At 48.0% G+C, this 20,860-nt stretch carries 17 protein-coding genes; 12 read left to right on the plus strand and 5 right to left on the minus strand.

Annotation, left to right across the window (positions count from 1 at the left end):
- Positions 1–100: 100 nt before the first annotated feature.
- From DXD02_RS10255 to murC, 4 genes are all read right to left on the minus strand, one after another.
- A complete protein-coding gene (locus DXD02_RS10255) occupies positions 101–1,291 on the minus strand; it encodes a ribose-phosphate pyrophosphokinase (RefSeq protein ID WP_022463223.1) in 1,191 nt (396 codons plus the stop codon).
- Positions 1,288–2,286: an ATP-binding protein gene (locus DXD02_RS10260; RefSeq protein ID WP_055219220.1), complete on the minus strand. Its 999-nt coding sequence runs from the start codon at positions 2,284–2,286 to the stop codon at positions 1,288–1,290. Before DXD02_RS10260 ends, DXD02_RS10255 begins: the two co-directional genes overlap by 4 nt.
- Before the next feature lie 21 nt (positions 2,287–2,307).
- Entirely contained in the window at positions 2,308–3,471 is a 1,164-nt protein-coding gene (locus DXD02_RS10265) for a DnaD domain protein (RefSeq protein WP_117509923.1), read from the minus strand.
- Positions 3,472–4,007: 536 nt separating this feature from the next.
- Positions 4,008–5,399: a UDP-N-acetylmuramate--L-alanine ligase gene (murC, locus tag DXD02_RS10270; protein WP_022463226.1), complete on the minus strand. Its 1,392-nt coding sequence runs from the start codon at positions 5,397–5,399 to the stop codon at positions 4,008–4,010.
- 562 nt (positions 5,400–5,961) lie between these two features.
- Here murC and DXD02_RS10275 point away from each other — a divergent pair.
- From DXD02_RS10275 to DXD02_RS10290, 4 genes are all read left to right on the plus strand, one after another.
- Entirely contained in the window at positions 5,962–7,233 is a 1,272-nt protein-coding gene (locus tag DXD02_RS10275) for a glucose-1-phosphate adenylyltransferase (protein ID WP_117509922.1), read from the plus strand.
- A gap of 1 nt (position 7,234) precedes the next feature.
- Positions 7,235–8,350 (plus strand): glucose-1-phosphate adenylyltransferase subunit GlgD, encoded by a 1,116-nt coding sequence (gene glgD, locus DXD02_RS10280; protein WP_055226716.1) that lies wholly within the window; start codon positions 7,235–7,237, stop codon positions 8,348–8,350.
- A gap of 28 nt (positions 8,351–8,378) precedes the next feature.
- Positions 8,379–8,669 carry a septation regulator SpoVG gene (spoVG, locus tag DXD02_RS10285; RefSeq protein WP_022463229.1) on the plus strand — a complete coding sequence of 97 codons (291 nt, stop codon included), beginning with the start codon at positions 8,379–8,381 and terminating at the stop codon, positions 8,667–8,669.
- A gap of 381 nt (positions 8,670–9,050) precedes the next feature.
- The gene (locus DXD02_RS10290) at positions 9,051–10,118 is read left to right on the plus strand and encodes a P1 family peptidase (RefSeq protein WP_117509921.1); all 1,068 of its coding nucleotides are present in this window, start codon (positions 9,051–9,053) and stop codon (positions 10,116–10,118) included.
- A gap of 1 nt (position 10,119) precedes the next feature.
- On the opposite strand, the gene DXD02_RS10295 is transcribed toward DXD02_RS10290, so the two are convergent.
- Complete coding sequence (locus DXD02_RS10295) at positions 10,120–12,090, minus strand: sigma 54-interacting transcriptional regulator (protein ID WP_158555000.1); 1,971 nt, start codon at positions 12,088–12,090, stop codon at positions 10,120–10,122.
- A 288-nt stretch (positions 12,091–12,378) separates the two neighbouring features.
- On the opposite strand from DXD02_RS10295, the gene DXD02_RS10300 reads away from it, so the two are divergent.
- From DXD02_RS10300 to DXD02_RS10335, 8 genes are all read left to right on the plus strand, one after another.
- Complete coding sequence (locus tag DXD02_RS10300; RefSeq protein WP_117509919.1) at positions 12,379–14,079, plus strand: glutathione ABC transporter substrate-binding protein; 1,701 nt, start codon at positions 12,379–12,381, stop codon at positions 14,077–14,079.
- A 140-nt stretch (positions 14,080–14,219) separates the two neighbouring features.
- Positions 14,220–15,140, plus strand: coding sequence for an ABC transporter permease (locus tag DXD02_RS10305; protein ID WP_022463233.1), 921 nt, complete (start codon positions 14,220–14,222; stop codon positions 15,138–15,140).
- 12 nt (positions 15,141–15,152) lie between these two features.
- Positions 15,153–16,037, plus strand: coding sequence for an ABC transporter permease subunit (locus DXD02_RS10310; RefSeq protein WP_117509918.1), 885 nt, complete (start codon positions 15,153–15,155; stop codon positions 16,035–16,037).
- A gap of 15 nt (positions 16,038–16,052) precedes the next feature.
- A complete protein-coding gene (locus tag DXD02_RS10315) occupies positions 16,053–17,066 on the plus strand; it encodes an ABC transporter ATP-binding protein (RefSeq protein ID WP_055219240.1) in 1,014 nt (337 codons plus the stop codon).
- 1 nt (position 17,067) lies between these two features.
- Complete coding sequence (locus DXD02_RS10320; RefSeq protein WP_055219243.1) at positions 17,068–18,060, plus strand: ABC transporter ATP-binding protein; 993 nt, start codon at positions 17,068–17,070, stop codon at positions 18,058–18,060.
- The gene (locus DXD02_RS10325) at positions 18,057–18,857 is read left to right on the plus strand and encodes a M55 family metallopeptidase (RefSeq protein WP_117509917.1); all 801 of its coding nucleotides are present in this window, start codon (positions 18,057–18,059) and stop codon (positions 18,855–18,857) included. The genes DXD02_RS10320 and DXD02_RS10325 overlap by 4 nt, the downstream gene beginning before the upstream one ends.
- 43 nt (positions 18,858–18,900) lie before the next feature.
- Complete coding sequence (locus DXD02_RS10330; protein WP_118666818.1) at positions 18,901–19,992, plus strand: M42 family metallopeptidase; 1,092 nt, start codon at positions 18,901–18,903, stop codon at positions 19,990–19,992.
- Between the two features lie 96 nt (positions 19,993–20,088).
- A complete protein-coding gene (locus DXD02_RS10335; RefSeq protein ID WP_055219249.1) occupies positions 20,089–20,829 on the plus strand; it encodes a gamma-glutamyl-gamma-aminobutyrate hydrolase family protein in 741 nt (246 codons plus the stop codon).
- Positions 20,830–20,860 lie beyond the last annotated feature (31 nt).

Here is a 20,860-nt window from a genome sequence, read left to right on the forward strand (position 1 = left end):
CGGAATCCGCTGGCGCTACGTCCTCATGTTTGGCGGGTTCCAAATTCGAACGCTTTATCGTGCAAGCACGAACAGCTTTCGAACTTTGAACCCTGGAATATCAGATCTTCTCGTGATTCTTAAATTTCTTAATAACTTTCTGAATACGATCCGCCGGATCCAGCAGTCCGCTGATGGAGGCATCGTGATTCAGCTTGTCGATGATGAGAGCGATATATTTGCTCAGGTCGCAGCTGATGTAGTACTCGCGGGAGAGAAGCTCCGGTGTCTGGTATACGACGTTGGTGGTCAGAACTTTTGTGAAGAGTCCTTCCTCATAAGCCTTGTCGAATTTCTCCAGTCCGCTGGTGAACAGTCCGAAGGTCGAGCACATGTAGATGTTGCGTGCCTCACGATCCTTTAAGAGTTTGGCAACTTCCAGCATACTCTCGCCGGAGGAGATCATATCGTCGATGATGATCATATCCTTACCTTTGACATCAGCACCGAGAAACTCATGGGCAACGATCGGGTTGCGTCCGTCAATGATGGTAGAGTAGTCGCGGCGTTTGTAGAACATACCCATGTCAACACCGAGGTTGTTTGCCATGTAGATAGCACGGCCCATACCGCCCTCATCCGGGCTGATGACCATCAGATGATCCTTGTCGAGCTTCATATCCGGTGCATTGCGCAGGATGTTTTTGATGAACTGGTAAGCCGGCTGGATGGTTTCAAATCCATGCAGCGGAATCGCGTTCTGGACACGCGGGTCGTGAGCGTCGAAGGTGATGATGTTTTCTACGCCCATAGCAGTCAGCTCCTGCAGACCAAGTGCGCAGTCGAGAGACTCTCTTCCAGATCTCTTGTGCTGGCGGCTCTCATACAGGAATGGCATAATGACATTGATTCTGCGGGCTTTTCCACCGATGGCTGCGATGACACGCTTCAGATCCTGGAAGTGGTCGTCCGGAGACATGTGGTTGGTGTAGCCGCACAGAGAATAGGTCAGGCTGTAGTTGCAGACATCGAGCAGAATGTAGATATCGTCACCGCGGACAGATTCGTTGATGATACCCTTTGCCTCGCCTGAACCGAAACGCGGAACCTGAGACTGGATAATGTAGCTGTCACGCTCATATCCTTCATAGGCAGCGACATATTTTTCCGCAAATTCATTGCCGCGTCCCTTTCTCCAGCTGACCAGATAATCGTCGACCTTTTTTCCAAGTGCGGCGCTGCTGTTCAGCGGGATCAGTCCCAGTCTTCCGATTGGCAGTGTGTCAAAATGTCCTTCAGTTCCCTTACTCATGCTTTGGTTCCTCCCAAAAGTTTTTTCTGGATCCGAATATCGTTTCCAAAAAGTTTAATGATGGTGTAGTTACTTGAAATTCGTGAAAAGGTACGTTCCGAGTACGTCTCCATGAAGCGGTCAAGGGGCAGGTTCGTGGAGATGATCGTCGATTTCTTCCGCAGGATGCGTTCGTTGATGCAGAGAAAGAGCTGGGAAGAGACGAAGCTGTTGGTCAGTTCCGTACCTAAATCATCGATGATCAGAAGATCGCAGTCAAAGATATTGGCGTGAGCGTCTTTTGCTTCTTCTGAACTGGAAAAGGTGTAGCGTGCAAACAGGTCAAACAGATCAAATGCAGTAAAATAAATCACACAGAACGACTGCTCGATCAGTTCGCGGGCAATACAGTGCGAAAGAAACGTTTTTCCGACACCGGTGTCGCCGTAAAAGAAGAGATTTTCAAACGACGAGCCGAAATTGCGGACGAACGCCTGGCTTTTTTCGAGCGCGGCAGCAGCGGCCTCGCGGGAAGTGAGCGGTGTTCCGGTACTGGTCAGGCTGTCCGAGTAGTAATCCAGAGAGAACTGGCTGAAATTTTCGGCTTTCAGAAGCTCCTCCACGTTGGACTGCCGGTACAGAAGATCGACGGCAGCTTTTTTGAAGCAGGCGCATTTCTGCGTGCCGTTGATGTAGCCGGTGTCGCGGCAGAGCGGGCAGTCATACGTCAGCTCGAGATAGTCTGCCGGGTAGCCGTGCATGGAAAGGAGCGCCGCGCGTTCCTGGGAACGGTCACGGATGGCAGCATTCAGGTCGAGATCCATGGAAGCGTCTCCGTTCAGCATCGCTTTTGCTTTCCGAACCGAGAGGGATGCAATCTCGGCGTCGATTTCCGCAAGGCGCGGAATCTTTTCATAAGCAATGCGGATGTGCTCCTGCTGTTCTCTCTGGTGGCGGAGCTGCCGTTCGTTGTACATGCGCATAATCGCATCGTATTGCGGGTTTGTCAGTGCCATAGTTGTTTCGTCCTCCGGGCGTTATTTCAGAAGCTGTTCTTCTAACTTCTGGTAGTCGTATTCTCTCTGATGGAAATTGTTGAAGCGGTTACTTGAAGCAGCAGGAGCGGTTTTTCGTGCCGCATTCTGATCAGAAGCGGTTTTCTTCCTTTTCTGGTGCTCCGCATCGCGCTGTTCGACGTCTGCCATGGAGCGGACGCCCTGTTCCTTCCATTTGGAGAGAATGCCTTCCGCGTACTGGAAGCTCGGCTGGCCGATCTTGGAAACGGTGCGCTGACAGGCTTCGGTGATAAGATCAATCGTAAAACCGTAGGTATTCAGCCAGCGGTCCATCATCTCGGCTTCTTTTTCCACCGGTGCGCGGTTGCGGATGCCGAATGCTTTCAAAATTGTGTAGTAATGTTTGTTGAATGTCGTGGTCTCCTGTTTGGCAGAGGCAACATCGCGGATTCCGCTTTCCTGCCAGGCGAGTCCTACCTTTTTCAGGTAGTGGATGCTGGTGCTTCCCTTCGAAACACAGTATTCCACCAGGTATTCCAGAAGATCCGCGGAAAAGTGGAGATCATCATAGAAAAACATGATGCATTCGATTTCCGTTGGCGACAGAAGATGACCGAAATACGTCTGCGCAACGTAAAGAACGTGCTGCAGTTCTTCGCGGCTGCCGGGAGCGTGTTTTTTTTCTACTGACTGTCCGGAAATACCGGAACTGGAAAGATCATCTGCCGGAGAAGAGGCAGATGGGGCAGAAACGGCCGGCTGTGGTGATGGAGCCGGGGTCTGTTCCGTCTGCGGGATTTCAACGGATACAGCAGAAACAGCCGGTGCAGCCGCAATCGGGCCGGAAATCGAGGATTCCGGTGTTGGAAGGATTCCGCTTTCTTCCTTCCGGACAAGCGGCAGAAAGGCGATTCCGGTCGGAACGCTTTCCCCAGTGGTGTAGGAGAGCGAGAGGAGTCCCTGCTTCTCCCAGTATTTCAGCGCCCGGACGATATCGTTTTCCGTGCAGGAAAAAAAATCTGCCATCGATGACAGAGTGGAATCCTGCTGATGGTCTTTGACCAGCTTCAGCAGATAAAGGTACACTTTTACAAATTCTCCGTTGGCTGCGGGCATATATTGTTCCAGAAAAAGATCCGGCACAGCAGTCACACTGGCCAGGCAGTCATTGTTTAATGTCAGCATACTCAAAATTACACCATCCTGTTCTTATCGTGCGGCAGATTTTTACTTTTAGCGATCTGTTTTTTATTATACGTCTTGCCTTCTCATACACAACCAAGTATAACACAGTATTTTCGACAAGTGAATAGGTGTTTTGCGGAAAAAACATTCCGGGAAAAAGGCACGGTGGATGAAAAAGGACTGTGGACAATGTGGATAATGTGGAGAAATCCGTTTTGTGAAATATTATCATCTACCAAAAATGTTGAAAAATGGAGGAAAACAGGGAAGTATAGGACTTTCTGGTGATATCGTTATGTAAACAAAGTTATACACAGGAAATCCACATTGTGTGGATCGTAAAAATGTGTATAAAATTGTGGACAATGTGGATAACTCTGAAAACAGGCGAAAATACAGGAAAATAGCTGTGAATAAAAATGTGCGTAACTATTTGGCGAAAAGACAGATTGTGTGGATTCGGAGCAAAAAAAGACCCTGTGGAAAAAAGGAAAACTCCATTTTCCACAGGGAGCAGGTAAAGCGAAAGAATGATTTTATTTTTCGGAAGCAAGAAGCTCCTCACCGATTTTTACAACGTCTCCGGCACCCATGGTGATCAGCATGTCGCCCTCGGCAAGATTTTCGTTCAGATAGTTTTCGATTTCCGCAAAGGATGGGAAATATTCGCAGGCAGTGCCGAGTTTTACAATGCGTTCCTGGATATCTTTGGAGGAGATGCCGAGCGTATCGGTTTCTCTGGCTGCGTAAATATCGGCGAGAACCACATGGTCTGCCAGGGAAAGAGCGGCAGCGAAATCATCGAGCAGCGCTTTCGTTCTGGTGTAGGTATGCGGCTGGAAGACGCACCACAGTGTTCTGTGCGCACAGTTTTCAGCGGCTTCCATCGTTGCACGGATTTCGGTTGGATGATGCGCATAATCGTCGATCACCTTTGCTCCGTGGTATGTACCCTTATACTGGAAACGGCGGTCGGTTCCGCGGAAGGTGGCAAAGCCTTCGTGGATGGCGTTTTCCGGCAGCTGCAGTTCATCGGCCAGTGCAATGGCAGCCAGGGCGTTGGAAACGTTGTGAAGTCCCGGAACCATCAGCGTATAGCGACCGCGCAGCTCGCCACGGCAGATGCAGTCGAAGGACGGGTGATCGAACTCATCGTAGGTGATGTTGGCAGCGGTATAATCAGCGACAGCCTGATTCTCCAGCGCGTAGGTGACAATTTTGCAGCCAAGGCCTTCGGTTACGTAATCGTATTTCGGCGTATCGGCGTTGATGATCAGCATGCCGTCGGCCGGGAGCAGACGGGCAAATTCGCGGAAGGAATGGCGGATATCATCAATATCCTTAAAAAAGTCAAGATGATCCGCATCCATATTGAGGATGATGCCGATTTTCGGGAAGAAACTTAAGAAACTGTTGGTGTACTCACATGCTTCGGTCAGGAAAGTTTCGGAATGGCCGACACGGATATTTCCGCCGATGGACGGAAGAATACCGCCGACAGAAATCGTTGGGTCACAGTCGGCTGCCATCAGAATGTGGGAGAGCATGGAGGTTGTCGTCGTCTTTCCGTGGGTACCGGAAACGGCGATCGGCGTATTGTAGTTGCGCATGATCTGTCCAAGCAGTTCAGCACGGGTCAGCATCGGAATGCCGGCAGCTTTGGCGGCGGCAAATTCCGGGTTGTCCGGGTGGATCGCTGCGGTGTAAACGACAAGGTCGATGCCAGGAATGATATTTTCCGCCTTCTGGCCGTAGAAAACCTGCGCGCCAAGAGAAGTCAGGTGGCGGGTCAGGTCACTTTCCTTTGCATCGGAACCGGAAATCGTAAAATTTTCTTTTAAAAGAATTTCAGCAAGGCCGCTCATGCTGATGCCGCCGATGCCGATAAAATGTATATGGATTGGTTTACTGAAATCTACTTCGTACATAGTATCTCCTTCAATGTGTCTTTTCACTGAATTGGGGAAATTTTCTCAATTAATCATAGGAAAGAACAGAGTAAAATCCAAAGCCGTTTCCCCGGAATCCGGCCGGAACTGTTCTGGCTAATAGTATACACGTATTTGCCGGAAAAGTAAAAGAAAAAAAGCACAGGAAAATGAAAATGAAATAAAAAATAATAGATAAACATTATGGAGCAGATCATGTGCAAAATGCAATGTTGCAAAATGAAAACGACGGGAAATGACAAAAACTGGTAAAAAAATAATAAACGGTTTGTCGAAAATTGTTGAAAATCATGATGCGGTTCTGACAGGTTGAAAAATGCATAGTCAAAAGTAATAAAATATAAGAAAAAAATAAAGAAAAATTATAAAAAACGTTCACAATGTGACGGAAGTGTGGTATAATTTACCTTGTAGTTATCAAAGAAGTGCGTGGATATGAAAAGCCAGGACCGACAGGGGATCATTTCTGAAGGCAGACAGGAAGTATGCCGTACATTCTTACAGTTACTGCAAATCTTTAGATACGACAAGAGGTGATTGCATGATTAAGAAAGAGATGATAGCAATGCTGCTGGCAGGCGGCCAGGGAAGCCGTCTCGGTGTGCTCACGGAGAAAGTGGCAAAACCGGCAGTAGCATTTGGCGGAAAGTATCGAATCATCGACTTCCCGCTCAGTAATTGTATCAATTCAGGAATTGATACGGTAGGCGTACTGACCCAGTATCAGCCGCTGCGGCTGAACACCCATATCGGAATCGGCATTCCGTGGGATCTCGATAAAAACGAAGGCGGTGTAACCGTTCTGCCGCCATACGAAAAAAGTACAAGCAGTGAATGGTATACAGGAACAGCAAATGCAATTTACCAGAACATGGCTTATATGGAAACATACAATCCGGAATATGTTCTGATTCTTTCCGGCGACCACATTTACAAAATGGATTACGAGGTGATGCTTGACTATCACAAAGCAAATCACGCAGATGTGACCATCGCATGTATGCCGGTACCGATCGAAGAAGCGAGCCGTTTCGGTGTCATGATCACAGACGGAAACGGAAGAATTACCGAATTTGAAGAAAAACCGGAGCACCCGAGAAGCAACCTCGCTTCTATGGGCATCTATATTTTCAGCTGGAAAGCATTAAAGGAATCTCTGACAGCCCTGAAGGATCAGCCGAGCTGTGACTTCGGAAAACACATTCTGCCGTACTGCCGCGACAACGGAAAACGTCTGTTTGCGTATGAGTTCAACGGCTACTGGAAAGATGTCGGAACGCTTGGCTCATACTGGGAAGCAAATATGGAGCTGATCGATATTATTCCGGAATTCAATTTATATGAGGAGTTCTGGAAGATCTATACCAAAGGTGATATCATCCGTCCGCAGTATGTTTCAGGGGACGCTGTCGTCGACCGCTGTATTATCGGCGAGGGCGCTGAAATCTACGGAGAGGTACATAATTCCGTCATCGGTGCGGATGTGCGCATTGAAAAGGGTGTTGTTGTAAGAGATTCTATTATTATGCGCCACAGCACAATCGGCGAGGGAACCCAGGTCAATAAGGCCATTATTGCAGAAAACGTACATGTCGGCAAGCATGTTGTGATGGGCGTTGGCGAGGAAGCGCCGAACGTCTTAAAACCGAATATTTACGGATTCGGACTTGTGACCGTTGGAGAAAAGGCAGTCATTCCGGATGGCGTAACCATTGGAAAGAATGTCTGCATTTCCGGCGAAACTTCCCTTGAGGATTACCCGGATGGCACACTTCCGTCCGGCGGAGCAATTGTAGAAAAGGACGGTGAGTAATATGAGAGCATTGGGAATTATTCTTGCAGGCGGTAACAACAACAAAATGAGAGAGCTGTCCAATAAAAGAGCCGTTGCAGCTATGCCGGTCGCAGGCAGCTTCCGCAGCATCGATTTTGCGCTGTCAAGCATGGCAAACTCTCATATTCAGAAGGTGGCTGTCCTGACACAGTACAACGCCAGATCCTTAAATGAACATTTGAGCTCTTCCAAATGGTGGGATTTCGGAAGAAAACATGGCGGTCTGTTTGTATTTTCTCCAACCGTTACATCAGATAACAGCTGGTGGTACCGTGGAACGGCAGACGCGATCAGTCAGAACCTGAGCTGGCTGAAAAACAGCCATGAACCGTACGTAGTCATCGCATCGGGAGATGGCGTATACAAACTGGATTTCAATAAGGTACTGGAATACCATATTGCAAAACGTGCGGATGTTACCGTGGTATGCACGGATTCAAAGGAAGCAGATACCAGCCGCTTCGGCGTCCTGAAGATGAATGAGGACTGCCGCATCGAGGAGTTCGAGGAAAAACCGATGGTTTCGAGCTCCAACGTGATCTCTACCGGTATCTATGTCATCCGCCGTCGCCAGCTGATCGAAATGATTGAGCGCAGCGCACAGGAAGACCGCTACGACTTTGTAAAGGATATTTTAATCCGTTACAAAAACCTGAAACGGATTTACGGATACAAGATCAATACCTACTGGAGCAACATTGCTACCGTAGATTCCTATTACAGAACCAACATGGATTTCCTGAAACCGGAGGTAAGAGATTACTTCTTCGGACAGTATCCGGGCATCTACTCCAAGATCGACGATCTTCCGCCGGCAAAATACAATCCTGGCTGCACAGTGAAAAATTCTCTTGTATCCAGCGGCTGTATCATCAACGGACAGGTTGAGAACTCTGTTTTGTTCAAGAAGGTATATGTTGGAAACAACTGTGTGATTAAAAATTCTATCATCTTAAATGATGTATATCTCGGAGACAACACTCACATTGAAAACTGTATTGTGGAGAGCAGGGACACCATCCGTGCAAACTCCTATCACTGTGGGGAGGACGGCATCAAAATTGTTGTCGAAAAAAACGAAAGATACGCCATCTGATTATGGGGTGAAAGGGGCATAAAAGTTTATGAACATTACAGACGTGAGAGTACGCAAGGTAACAAAAGAAGGAAAAATGAAGGCGGTTGTGTCTATCACAATCGATGACGAATTTGTCGTACATGATATTAAGGTAATCGAAGGAGAAAAAGGACTGTTCATCGCAATGCCGAGCCGTAAGGCTACGGACGGGGAGTACCGCGATATCGCACATCCGATCAACTCCGGAACCAGAGAAAAAATTCAGACCATTATCCTGAAACAGTACGAACAGGCGATGGCAGAAGCGGAAGCAGAGGAAGCTGCTGCAGAGGCCTGAGCAAAAAGGAAGAAAGAATGCCCCCGGGCGGAAAACGGAAGTGGTTACGTTTTCCGCCCGGGGGCGTTTTTGTCAGTAAAAACAAAGATGACGATATACAAAAGTATATCGCCATCTTTTTATGAGGGGGGAGATAGTGAGTGGTTTATCAACTATCCGAGCTTTATTATAAAAGGAATATGTGAGCAAAGTGTGTCCAAATTCTAAAAGAAATGGAAAAAATATAAAGAAAAGAAGAAAAATTGTGGGAAGAGGTATGGACAGAAGAGAGAAGAGAGCGTAAAGTGAGAGAAAAATGTATCTTCGGAGTCTTTTTTTGTGCCTGTATTTGCGCGAGCTGAAAAATTCCGGGAGTACATCATAAAAAGAGGAGGAAACAGGATGAGACAGAAGAGAATCAGCGATTACGGATATCGGATCGGACATCATGAAAACGGACCGCGAAACAAAATTACGGATGTGCCCGGTGTGCGGGTAGGCCATGCGACGGTGGAAAGTGGAAATCAGCATACCGGAGTGACGGTGATTGTGCCGGGAGAAGGCAATCCGTTTCTGAAAAAGTACCTGGCGTCTGCCTATGTGCATAATGGTTTCGGGAAAACGTGCGGTCTTGTGCAGGTACAGGAGCTCGGAACTCTTGAAACGCCCATTGCCCTGACCAATACACTGAATGTCGGAAAAGTGGCGGATGCCATGATTTCCTGGATGATACAGCAGACCAAAAAAGAAGGGGAAGATGTTTTTTCTATCAATCCGGTTGTCGGAGAATGTAATGATTCGAGAATCAATGAGATTTGTAACCGGGTAGTGGGGGAAAAAGAGCTGTATCAGGCACTGGAGCAGGCGGATACAGACTTTGCGGAAGGTGATATCGGTGCCGGAACAGGAACTATCTGCTATGGGCTGAAAGGGGGAATCGGATCAGCATCCCGCACGCTGGTGCTTGACGGAAAAACATATACCATTGGTGTTCTGGTACAGTCAAATTTCGGGGCAACCAGAGATTTGAAAATCAGTGGAAAACCGGCAGGAGAGAAGATTCTGGAGCGGATCCGGAAGGAAGAATGCGGAAGCAGCGCCGAAGACCGGGGATCAATTATGACGGTTCTGGCAACAGACCTTCCGGTATCGGAGCGGCAGCTGTACCGGATTATCCGCCGCTGTGGAGTTGGAATCGCCAGAACAGGAGCCTACACCGGCCACGGAAGCGGTGAAATCATGATCGGATTTACAACAGCAAACCGCGTAGACACAAAGAGTACATGTGAGGTGGAAGTGTGTGCCCGGATAAAAGAAGAAAAAATCAACGAGGCATTTGAAGCAGCGGCAGAGGCTGTGGAGGAAGCGATCCTGAACTCTATGGTAACCGCAAAGGAAAAAAGAGGCCTGGACGGAGCCAGATACCGCAGCCTTGCCGAGTTTCTGGAAATACCGGGATTCCCGGAATAAATTATTTTTCCAGAACCATACGCCCCAGCTCGGAAATTTCACATCCGCCTTTTGTCCGGTGCACGATGAGATAACCGGCGGAAGAAAGCTCTCCGAGTACGGTGCGCAGAGCCGCTTCGGATACAAAGGTTTCTCCGTCGGCCAGTCCGTTTTTGATTGCCAGGCGGCCTGCTTTTGGATGTGTCGATACGAAAGAAAGAACCTGATATTGAAGGTTGGTGAGGGAAACGTCAGCCATCTGGCGGGAACGGAGGTATGTCGGCAGATCGGAAAGCTGCAGCTTATGGCTGCTGTACCGGGTAAACAGGCTGCAGGACAGATTGTACAGCTCATGAATATTTCCGGGGTACGCATATTCCTTCAGAAAGCGCAGAAGCCCTTCCGAAAAGATCCGGTCGCAGGTCATATCGGTGTTGTGGAAAAACTGAAGCAGAAAGTAATTGAGAAGATCGGGAATATCCTCCCTGCGTCTGCGGAGCGGGACTGTCTGAAGCTCTGAAGCACTTAAAAGGTGAAAAAGTTCCCGCAGGAAGGTTCCTTTTTCTACTTTTTTGTAAAGGTTATCATCCGCAATAGCAATGATCCGCACATCGAAACGGCGGGTTTCCGGTGCGGAAAAGAAGTTACCATGAACATTGGTAAGAACATTGACCAGCAGATCCTGAATGGAAAGCGGAAAACGGTCCACCTGGGAAAGAACGAGTGTGCCATGGTTGGTTTCGGCAAGAAGCCGGAGCAGGGAGGCTTCGGTCAGATCATTTCCCGGAGAATGAAGAACGGAAAACGGATAATGATGGCGGCGCGAAAAATTGTGGATCGCACGTGCGAGTGTCCTGCGCTGTGTACCGCTTTCTCCCTGGATCAGAATCGGAAAATCAAAAAGTGCAAGATGTCTGGCCTGCGCCATCAGATTCTGGACGGAATCTGCGTGGGACAGGGAAAGGGAAAAGGTACGGGAGGAAGCGAAAAAAGTGCTTTCTTCCGTTTTTTCGTCTTTCGGTACCGACATTTCCGTGGATCTGCTCTCGGGAAGAAACGCAAGAAAAACAGGCTCTGTATCCGGAAAAACCATAGAGAGAACGCTTAACGTGATCTGTGTTTTCTGATCCGAAAGGAGAATGGTCCAGTCACCGTTGCGGTCGAAAGCAGTGTCCGCGTAGGCAGGCGGAAGACATTCCGAAAAAGGCTGTCCTTCAAAGTTGGAGGAAGGAAGCGAGAAGGCATGTGCAAATTTAGCGTTCATGAACTGAATGCGGCCATCCGCACCAAACAGACAGATGCCAATGGGAAGAGAGAACAGGATAACCTGCATGAGCTGTTCGGTCTGTACATAATTTGTATAGTAAGTTTCTGAGGTCTTGACGGTGTGAAGAATCTGATTGACATAATTGCGCGATACACGGTTTACGGTCTGCAGAGGAATGTTGAAATATTCGCAGAGCTGTAAAATAGTGGAAATATCGATGATACGGTTGCCGATATCCAGCACATTGGGGATGCGGGAAGGAACGAGCTGCGGCTCGCCGGCGGTGATGGCAAACTGAATGTCAGACTCGGTATCCTTGCATCCGGGATAAAACGGAACAAAGTCATATTGTGTGATGCCGCATTCCTCAAGCTGGGAAATGATAGCGAGCGTGGAATATTTATCATCGTTTACCAGATAGACACGTTCGTGCGGCGGAATCTGAATGATTTTATCCAGGAACATATGGTTGAAAACGCGGTCGCAGGGGAGCTGCAAAATGGAGGAGTCAAGGGTAAGCGGAAAGGTTTCCATGGCGCGGACGCTTGGAAAAAGGACGCACTGGTATCCCCGGAAGAGAGAGGGGTCTGTGGCCTGCTCTCTTAAAAGGGTGTTGAAGGTGAGATATTCACCGAGCACGGAGTGAAGATAAGACTGAAATTCGGAAAGCATTCGTTTCCGGGAAGAAATGATCAATACGTTGCCAAGCTTTTGTTTTCTGTTCATAAAGGGACCTCTTTTCCTGCTAAAAAGTGGTAATGGGTTAAAAATTAGGATAATTATATCATTTTTGACGAAAATAAACAACCTAAATGCAAAAAGACAAAAAAGAAAAGAAAAAATCAAGAAGAATGCTTTGACATAGTGACGCATTACATCTATAATACCGATTAAGCAAAGGGGCTGTAAAAAAAAGGTAAGGCATCTTTGCTCTTTTTTATATCATGGTTCTGTTATCTGTGAAAAGAAAGAACAAAGAAAACAGCAACACTTGCAGAAAAGGAGGAGACAACAATGAAAAAAAGACATGTAATGCGTGCTCTGGTTGCAGCAGCAACGGCACTGGCACTGACAGCATGTGGATCGACAGGTTCTTCTGACACAAGTAAGAGCACATCAACAGCATCCGCTGCATCGACCTCATCCGGTTCAGAAGCAGGTACGGAGAATACCATCACGATTCCGGCAGGCGAGTCGGTATCCCAGGATTCTGATGTTACGGCAATGGTAGCTGTAGACTTTACCACCATGGATCCGATGGATACTTCCGATACACTTTCCGGTGGTGTACAGCGAATGATGATGGACGGTCTGTTTGGATTCGATGAGAATATGCAGATCATTCCGATGCTGGCAACCAGCTATGAAGCAAATGATGAAGCAACCGAGTATACGATTCATCTTCGTGAGGGCGTAAGCTTTACCGATGGAACTCCGTGGAATGCAGATGCCCTGATTGCAAACGTAAATAAATGGGCAGACAAGAGCCTTGGACTGAAACGTACTACATTCCTCTGCAATGTTCTGGATCATGCAGAGAAGATAGATGATTATACCGTTAAAATTTATTTATCACAGTCATTCGGTGCTTTCATCAGCAACCTGGCACATCCGGCTACGCTGATCATGAGCCCGAAACAGATTGAAGCAGGAGAAGATGCCTGTGCACAGGCACCGGTAGGAACCGGCCAGTACAAATTTGTTGAGTGGGTTGCCGGTGACCATATGAAGGTAGAGCTGAACAAAGACTGGTGGGGATATGACGCAGACGTCTGCGGCGGAACTGCTCTGGCAGATGCAGATGCAGGATTTAAGAGCATCACATTCAAACCGGTTGCAGAAAGTGCTACCCGTGTATCTGCAGTTCAGGCAGGTGACGCACAGATTATGTGGTCTGTACCGACCGAAAGCGTTGACACCTTAAAAGGTGACAGCAACGTATCCGTTGGAATGGGCGACAGCATCACCGTATGGTACTTCTTCATGAATACACAGAAAGCACCGTTCAACGATGTTAAGGTTCGTGAGGCAATGGCTTATGCAATCAACAAAGAGGCATATATCCAGGTTGTTATGAACGGTTACGGTTCTGTGGCAACTTCTATGGTAGGAGAAGCAGTACAGCACTACAAAGGAAATGATCCGTATTCCTACGATCCGGAAAAAGCAAAAGAGCTGTTAAAGGAAGCAGGATATCCGGATGGATTTACCACAACACTGATGTACAGCAACACGACAGCAAATCAGAAAAAAGCAGAGTTCTACAAACAGCAGCTTTCTGAGGTTGGTATTGATCTGGAATTGAACGGAATGGAAAGTGCCGTTCTGAATGAAAAGGTTCAGGGAGCTGACTGCGCAGGAGCAGATGCCGAGGTTGACTGCTACTTAAGCGGATGGTCTACTTCCACCGGTGATGCCGACTGGGGACTTCGTCCGATGCTGGCAACCGAGTCTGAGCCGCCGATGAGCTACAATATCAGCTACTATGAGAATGAAAAAGTAGATCAGCTTCTCAAAGACGGTCTTGCAACTGCAGATGAAGACAAACGTGGTGAGATCTATGGAGAAGTACAGGATATCGTATGGAAGGATCTCCCGCTGCTCTGCATCGCAAACGATAAAAACATCTGGGCAACCAGCAACAACATTACCGGAGTATATCTGTTAGGCGATGGAAGCATCGGCATGAGAAATGCCAGAATGGCAGCCGAATAACGGCAGACTGAAATAAGGATATGAAAAAGACCCCGGCGTCCTTCCATCAAAAGAGGGCGCCGGTTTCTTACAAACAGGAAAGCAGGCAGTGATCCGTGGGATTGTACCTGTAGGATAAGCATGAAAGTAGGAGATACAATATGCCAAAATATATACTGAAGCGTATTGTGGGTACGATCCCCACACTGATTATTGTTGTTACATTTGTATTTTTCTTTGTCCGCCTGATTCCGGGAGATCCGGCGAGACTCGTTGCAGGAGAGCAGGCAACACAGGATGACGTAGAGGCAGTAAGAGAAGAGCTTGGCCTCAATAAATCCATTCCGACACAGTATGTTACCTACGTGACAGGACTTTTAAAAGGAAATCTCGGAACCTCCCTTCGAACAAAGCAGCCGGTTACAAAGGAAATTGCGGGAAGATTCGGAAATACCGTCCGTCTGGCATTTGTCACATTGCTGTGGAGCTCGGTTGTTGGTGTGCTCTTTGGTGTGTGGTCCGGAACACACCGGGGAAAATGGCAGGATTATACCGGAATGACGATTGCGGTCTCGGGTATTTCACTCCCCTCGTTCTGGATCGGCTTTCTGCTGATTATGCTGTTTGCGGTAAAACTGCGAATTCTGCCGACAACAAGCGGAACAAGCCTGAAAAGTTTGATTATGCCGTCGATCACGCTCGGCGTCGGAATTGCAGCCGTGATCGCACGATTTACAAGATCCTCCATTATTGAGGTTTTAAAAGAAGATTACGTCAGAACAGCAAGAGCAAAAGGAATCAAAGAAAAGGTTGTGATCTGGAAGCATGTTTTCCGCAACTCCATGATCTCCGTCGTGACGGTTGTGGGTCTGCAGTTCGGCTTTCTGCTGGGAGGTTCTGTTGTCACAGAAACGGTATTTGCCTATCCTGGCCTTGGCTCCCTTCTGATTGAATCGGTCAATTACAGAGATTATCCGGCAATCCAGTCCCTGATTCTGATCTTTTCGCTGCAGTTTATCGTCATCAACCTGATTGTCGATATCCTCTATGCGGTTCTGAATCCGGAAATTAAACTTCAGTAGGAGATGAGTGGAATGAAAGAAAAGAAAAAAGTACAGACCGAGAACCAGGAGAGAATTAAAACTCCGTTTTCTGAGATGGTTCGAAAATTTAAAAAACAGAAAAATGCAGTAGTTGCGCTTTGTTTTATCATTTTTCTCATTTTCCTTGCGTTTTTCGGAAGCAAAATTGTGCCGTACGGAATCAATGAGTATGATTACAATGCGATTCTGCAGGGACCAAGTATGAAGCACCTGTTTGGAACGGATGAGTTTGGACGGGATCTGTTTTCCCGTATCGTCTGTGGAACCCGGATTTCACTTGCAGTCGGATTCGGCGCTGTTACGGTCGGTGCAGTCTGTGGTACCATTCTCGGACTTCTGGCCGGATATTACGGCGGATGGATTGATTCTATTATTATGAGAATCTGCGATGTCCTGTTCGCTTTTCCGGGACTGATTCTTGCAATCGCCATCGTGGCAATCCTCGGAAGCGGCATGACAAACGTTGTGATTGCGGTCGCTGTCTTTTCTACACCGACCTTCGCACGACTTGTCCGAAGCAAAACGCTGAGCCTGAAAAATTCCGTCTTTGTCCTGGCGGCACGGAACATCGGTGTTTCCGATGCAAGAATTCTGTTTCACCATATTCTGCCGGGAGCCATTCCGGACATCATTGTACAGTATTCCATGTCATTTGGATCTTCCATTCTGACGGCATCGAGCCTTTCCTTCCTGGGAATGGGAGCACAGCCGCCGACACCGGAATGGGGACTGCTTCTTTCCAACGGAAGAAACTATATGACGAGCGCAATGTATGTGACGATTTTCCCGGGTCTTGCGATTTTCCTTACCGTACTGAGCTTTAACCTGTTAGGCGACGGACTTCGCGATGCACTCGATCCGAAACTTTCCGATTGATAAGGAGGAGCAGAAGTGGCTACTGATAACGTACTTGAGATAAAAAATTTACATACGTATTTCTATACCGATGGCGGTGTGATCAAAGCAGTAGACGGTGTCGATGTGGAGCTTCGACGCGGCGCAACGCTTGGCATCGTAGGCGAGTCGGGAAGTGGAAAGAGCGTGACATCCCTCTCTGTGATGGGATTACTGACCGGAACGAAAGGAAAAATTGCTGATGGCGAAATCCTGCTGGATGGCGATGACATTGTAAAGCTGACGAAGGAACAGCAGAGAAAGCTGCGCGGAAGCAAAATTTCCATGATTTTCCAGGAACCGATGACCAGTCTGAATCCGGTCATGAAGATCGGAGACCAGGTGGCAGAATGTGTTCTGCAGCACGAAAAAATATCAAAAAAAGAGGCACTGAAAAAGGCAGAGGACATGCTCCGGAAAACGGGTGTTCCGCGTGTGGAGCATATGATGAAGGAGTATCCGTTCCAGCTTTCCGGCGGACAGAGACAGAGGGTCATGATTGCCATGGCGCTTGTATGCAAGCCGGAAATCCTGATTGCGGATGAGCCGACGACCGCACTGGATGTAACGATTCAGGCACAGATACTGGATCTGATGAATCAGCTGAAAAAAGAGACGGGTACATCCATCCTGTTTATTACACATGATCTTGGCGTTGTTGCAGAGGTCTGCGATGATGTTGCCGTTATGTACTGCGGCCGCGTGGTAGAGCGCGGAGATGTAAAAACAATTTTCGCCAATCCGTCCCACCCGTATACGAAGGGACTGCTGGGATCGATTCCGAGACTGGGAGACGCCGGAAAAGAACTGAAGTCGATTCCGGGTAACGTTCCAAACCCGAAATATATGCCGAAAGGCTGCAAATTTGAGCCGCGATGTCCATACGCTTCGGAAAAATGCCGCGAGGAAGAACCGGGATTTTTCCAGATCGAGGAAGGCCATATCAGCAGATGCTGGCTCTGCGAAAGCGGACAGCTCAAAACAGATCACGTAGAGAAGGCAGGTGACTAGGATGTCGGATACATTACTTAGAGTAGAGGATTTGAAAATTTATTATCCGGTTGCCGGAAGCGGATTTGGGAAAAAGGAATTCGTCAAAGCGGTAGACGGAGTTACCTTTGAGGTGAAAAAAGGAGAGGTATTCGGAATTGTAGGCGAGTCCGGCTGCGGAAAATCCACACTGGGAAGAGGGGTCTGCAAACTGGAAAATCTGACATCAGGCCATGTGTATCTGGATGGCGAAGATATTACAGAGTACAATGACCGGAGAATGCGTTCCATCCGGAAAAAAGTACAGATGGTTTTTCAGGATCCGTATGCGTCCCTGAATCCACGGATGTCCGTTTTTGACATCATTGCAGAGCCGCTGCTGGTGCATCATCTGTATCAGGATAAAGCGGATCTGGAAAAGAAAGTGCTGGATCTTTTGCACCGGGTAGGACTGGATGACTACCATGCAAACCGTTATCCACATGAATTTTCCGGCGGTCAGCGTCAGAGAATCGGAATTGCCCGTGCACTTGCGGTAGAACCGTCTCTGATCATCGCAGACGAACCGGTTTCGGCACTGGATGTGTCTATTCAGGCGCAGGTTCTGAATCTTTTAAATGAACTGAAGCATGACCTGGATCTGACCTATATTTTTGTTGCACATGACCTGAGCGTTGTGGAATACATCAGTGACCGTGTCGGCGTTATGTATCTCGGCAATTTCGTGGAGGTCGGAGAAAAAGAGAAAATTTACAGCAATCCGATGCATCCGTATACGCAGGCACTGCTTTCCGCAGTTCCGGTTCCGGATCCGACGGCAAAAAGAGAAAGAATTTTGCTTGAGGGAAGTATCCCGTCCGCGCACAAGCCGCCGACAGGCTGCAAATTCCACACCAGATGTCCAAAATGCATGGAATGCTGTAAAACACAGGCGCCGGAGCGGTATGAAGTGGATGACGGACATTACGTATATTGTCATCTTTATGATAAAGAAAGAAGGGAACAGCAGAAATGAAGCTTTTTATCAGTGCAGACATCGAAGGATGTGCCGGAGTGGCACTGACCGATGAAACGCATAAGAAGGAAAGCGTGTACCAGAGATTTGCAGAGGAGATGACCGAAGAGGTCGTTGCGGCATGCGAAGCGGCGCATGAAGCGGGGGCGGATGAGATCGTTGTAAAGGACGGTCATGGAGATGCATCTAACATTGACCCACTGAAAATGCCGGAGTATGTCACCCTGATCCGGGGAAAGAGCGGTCATCCGTACAATATGATGTATGGCATCGACGACAGCTATGACGGCGTGTTGTATCTTGGATACCATGCACCGGCAGGAGATCCGAATTTTTCGATCAGCCACACATCGACAGGAAACAGCCTGTATATCCATCTGAATGGAAAAGTGATGAGTGAGTGCATGCTGAACAGCTATACGGCAGCATCACATCACGTACCGGTGCTGTTTCTTTCCGGAGATGAAGAGATCTGCCGACAGGCCAAGGAACTGGTTCCGGGCATTACGACGGTGGAAACAAAGCATGGTGTCGGTGCGTCAACGTGGTGCAAAGCGAAAGAAAAAGTGATCTCCGAAATCCGGGAAGGGGTAAAAAAGGCAGTTGCCGGACAGAAAAAAGAGTGCCAAGTGGCCCTTCCTGAGCACTTTACGTATGAGGTAACCTATAAAGACTGGAAAAAAGCGTACACGATGTCGTTTTATCCGGGAATGCAGAAGGTAGATACCTTCACAAATAAGCTGGAGACAGATCGCTGGATGGATATTGTCACAGCACATTGCTTTGTTGTATATTAAGAATATAAATCTGACAGAAACCCAAAGAAAAGAGGATAAAACAATGGATATAGAAATGTTTGGTAAGCTTTCCGATGCATTTGGACCAAGTGGATTCGAGGAGGATGTCATCCGTACCATAGCAGATTACTGCAAAGAATTTGATGTAGAAAATGACGCAATGAATAACCTGTATGTGCGGATGCCGGGAACAGAGAAGGATTCCCGTCCGGTCATCCAGCTGGATGCCCATCTGGACGCATGCGGTTTCATGGTACAGAATATCCAGGACAACGGATGCCTTGGCATTATCATGCTTGGCGGCTTTCATCTGACCAGCCTTCCGGCACATGCGGTATGGATCCGCACCAGATCCGGAAAAATGGTACATGGTATTATCTGTGCAAAACCGGTTCATTTCATGACAACAGCGGAACGCAACAGTCAGACTCTGGAAATTGAAAAAATGTATGTGGATGTCGGAGCAACCAGCCGCGAGGAGGTTGAAAACGTTTTCGGAATCCATATCGGTGATCCGATGATGCCGGATGTAACCTTTGAATACGATGCAGAGCATGAAATCTGCTTCGGAAAAGCATTTGACAACCGTGCCGGCTGCGCGTGCATCGTAGATACGATGAAACAGCTGGAAAAGGAGCAGGCTTCTCTTGCAGTTAATGTTGTTGGTGCCTTTGCGGCGCAGGAGGAGGTCGGAACTCGCGGTGCTGTGGTAACGAGCCAGATTGTAAAACCGGATCTTGCCATTGTATTTGAAGGATCTCCTTCCGATGACTTTTTCATCAGCGCAGGACAGGCACAGGGCTGCATGAAGAAGGGTGTTCAGATTCGTATCCTGGACAACAGCTATATTTCCAATACGCAGTTTATTTCACTGGCCGAGGAAGTGGCAGCAAAATGCGGAATCAAATACCAGGAGAGTGTAAGAAGAGGCGGAAGTACAAACGCAGCAAAAATCAGCGTGACAGGAAAAGCAGTTCCGTGTCTGGTGCTTGGTGTTCCATCCCGCTATGCGCACAGCCATTACAATTTCTGCGCAAAAGAAGACCTGGAGGCAGCAAGCGCAATGGCAGCCAATGTCATTCGTGCTTTAGATGAGGAAAAGATCCGTCATATCTGCCATCAGGATGTACTGTAAAATATTCGATAACGAAAGAAAAAGCATGCCGGAAGCGGGTTCACAGGAAAGGTGAAGCCGTTTTCGGCATATCTGGTAAAAAAGGAGAGTTTACAAGTGAGAAAACCGATCATTGGAATCTTGGGAAATACGTATAAAACACAGCCGGGACTTTTTTCAAGTGCGGAGAGAATGTATGTCAACAGCGATTATATCGAATCAGTTCTGAATAACGGCGGAATTCCTATGGCAATTCCGGCAGTTGCCATGAAAGCGGATCCGGAAGGCATACTTGCTGTGTGCGACGGAATTCTGGTTCCCGGTGGAGAGGACTTAAATCCGTGGTATTATGGGGAAGAGCCAAAACCGCAGATCCAGACCATCCGCCCGGAGATCGACGAGGCATGGTTTGCACTTGGACGGGCAGCAAAAGAGATGGGAATGCCTATGCTTGGCATCTGCAAAGGAATTCAGTTTTTAAATGTCCTGTGCGGCGGTGATCTGTACCAGGATATCTATACACAGAAGGAAACTACAATTCTGCATCTGCAGTCCCTGGAGCGGTCGTATCTGCATCACCATGTAGAAATTAAAGAGGGAACCCATCTGGCAGAAATCCTTGGGGCGGGAACCCATGCGGTAAACTCCATGCATCATCAGGCAGTGCGTACGCCGGGAGAGGACATCGTGGTTTCAGCAACGGCGCCGGATGGAACCATCGAGGCGATAGAAAGCCGCAACGGACAGATTGTGGCCGTACAGTGGCATCCGGAAGGGCTGATCCACTCAGCGCCGGAGATGAACCGCCTTTTTGCGGATCTGGTAGAAAGAAGCAGCAGATACAGAGAGAAAAAGTAACGATTTGGAACCATGTAAAAGGAAAGAAAAA

Source organism: Blautia sp. TF10-30, assembly GCF_003481245.1.
Lineage (GTDB): Bacteria > Bacillota > Clostridia > Lachnospirales > Lachnospiraceae > Fusicatenibacter > Fusicatenibacter saccharivorans.

Excerpts from the sequence above, each read along its gene's own strand:
- DXD02_RS10255 (WP_022463223.1), bottom strand. The coding sequence starts at position 1,291 with ATGAGTAAGGGAACTGAAGGACATTTTGACACACTGCCAATCGGAAGA.
- DXD02_RS10260 (WP_055219220.1), bottom strand. The coding sequence starts at position 2,286 with ATGGCACTGACAAACCCGCAATACGATGCGATTATGCGCATGTACAAC.
- DXD02_RS10265 (WP_117509923.1), bottom strand. The coding sequence starts at position 3,471 with ATGCTGACATTAAACAATGACTGCCTGGCCAGTGTGACTGCTGTGCCG.
- murC (WP_022463226.1), bottom strand. The coding sequence starts at position 5,399 with ATGTACGAAGTAGATTTCAGTAAACCAATCCATATACATTTTATCGGC.
- DXD02_RS10275 (WP_117509922.1), top strand. The coding sequence starts at position 5,962 with ATGATTAAGAAAGAGATGATAGCAATGCTGCTGGCAGGCGGCCAGGGA.
- glgD (WP_055226716.1), top strand. The coding sequence starts at position 7,235 with ATGAGAGCATTGGGAATTATTCTTGCAGGCGGTAACAACAACAAAATG.
- spoVG (WP_022463229.1), top strand. The coding sequence starts at position 8,379 with ATGAACATTACAGACGTGAGAGTACGCAAGGTAACAAAAGAAGGAAAA.
- DXD02_RS10290 (WP_117509921.1), top strand. The coding sequence starts at position 9,051 with ATGAGACAGAAGAGAATCAGCGATTACGGATATCGGATCGGACATCAT.
- DXD02_RS10295 (WP_158555000.1), bottom strand. The coding sequence starts at position 12,090 with ATGAACAGAAAACAAAAGCTTGGCAACGTATTGATCATTTCTTCCCGG.
- DXD02_RS10300 (WP_117509919.1), top strand. The coding sequence starts at position 12,379 with ATGAAAAAAAGACATGTAATGCGTGCTCTGGTTGCAGCAGCAACGGCA.
- DXD02_RS10305 (WP_022463233.1), top strand. The coding sequence starts at position 14,220 with ATGCCAAAATATATACTGAAGCGTATTGTGGGTACGATCCCCACACTG.
- DXD02_RS10310 (WP_117509918.1), top strand. The coding sequence starts at position 15,153 with ATGAAAGAAAAGAAAAAAGTACAGACCGAGAACCAGGAGAGAATTAAA.
- DXD02_RS10320 (WP_055219243.1), top strand. The coding sequence starts at position 17,068 with ATGTCGGATACATTACTTAGAGTAGAGGATTTGAAAATTTATTATCCG.
- DXD02_RS10325 (WP_117509917.1), top strand. The coding sequence starts at position 18,057 with ATGAAGCTTTTTATCAGTGCAGACATCGAAGGATGTGCCGGAGTGGCA.
- DXD02_RS10330 (WP_118666818.1), top strand. The coding sequence starts at position 18,901 with ATGGATATAGAAATGTTTGGTAAGCTTTCCGATGCATTTGGACCAAGT.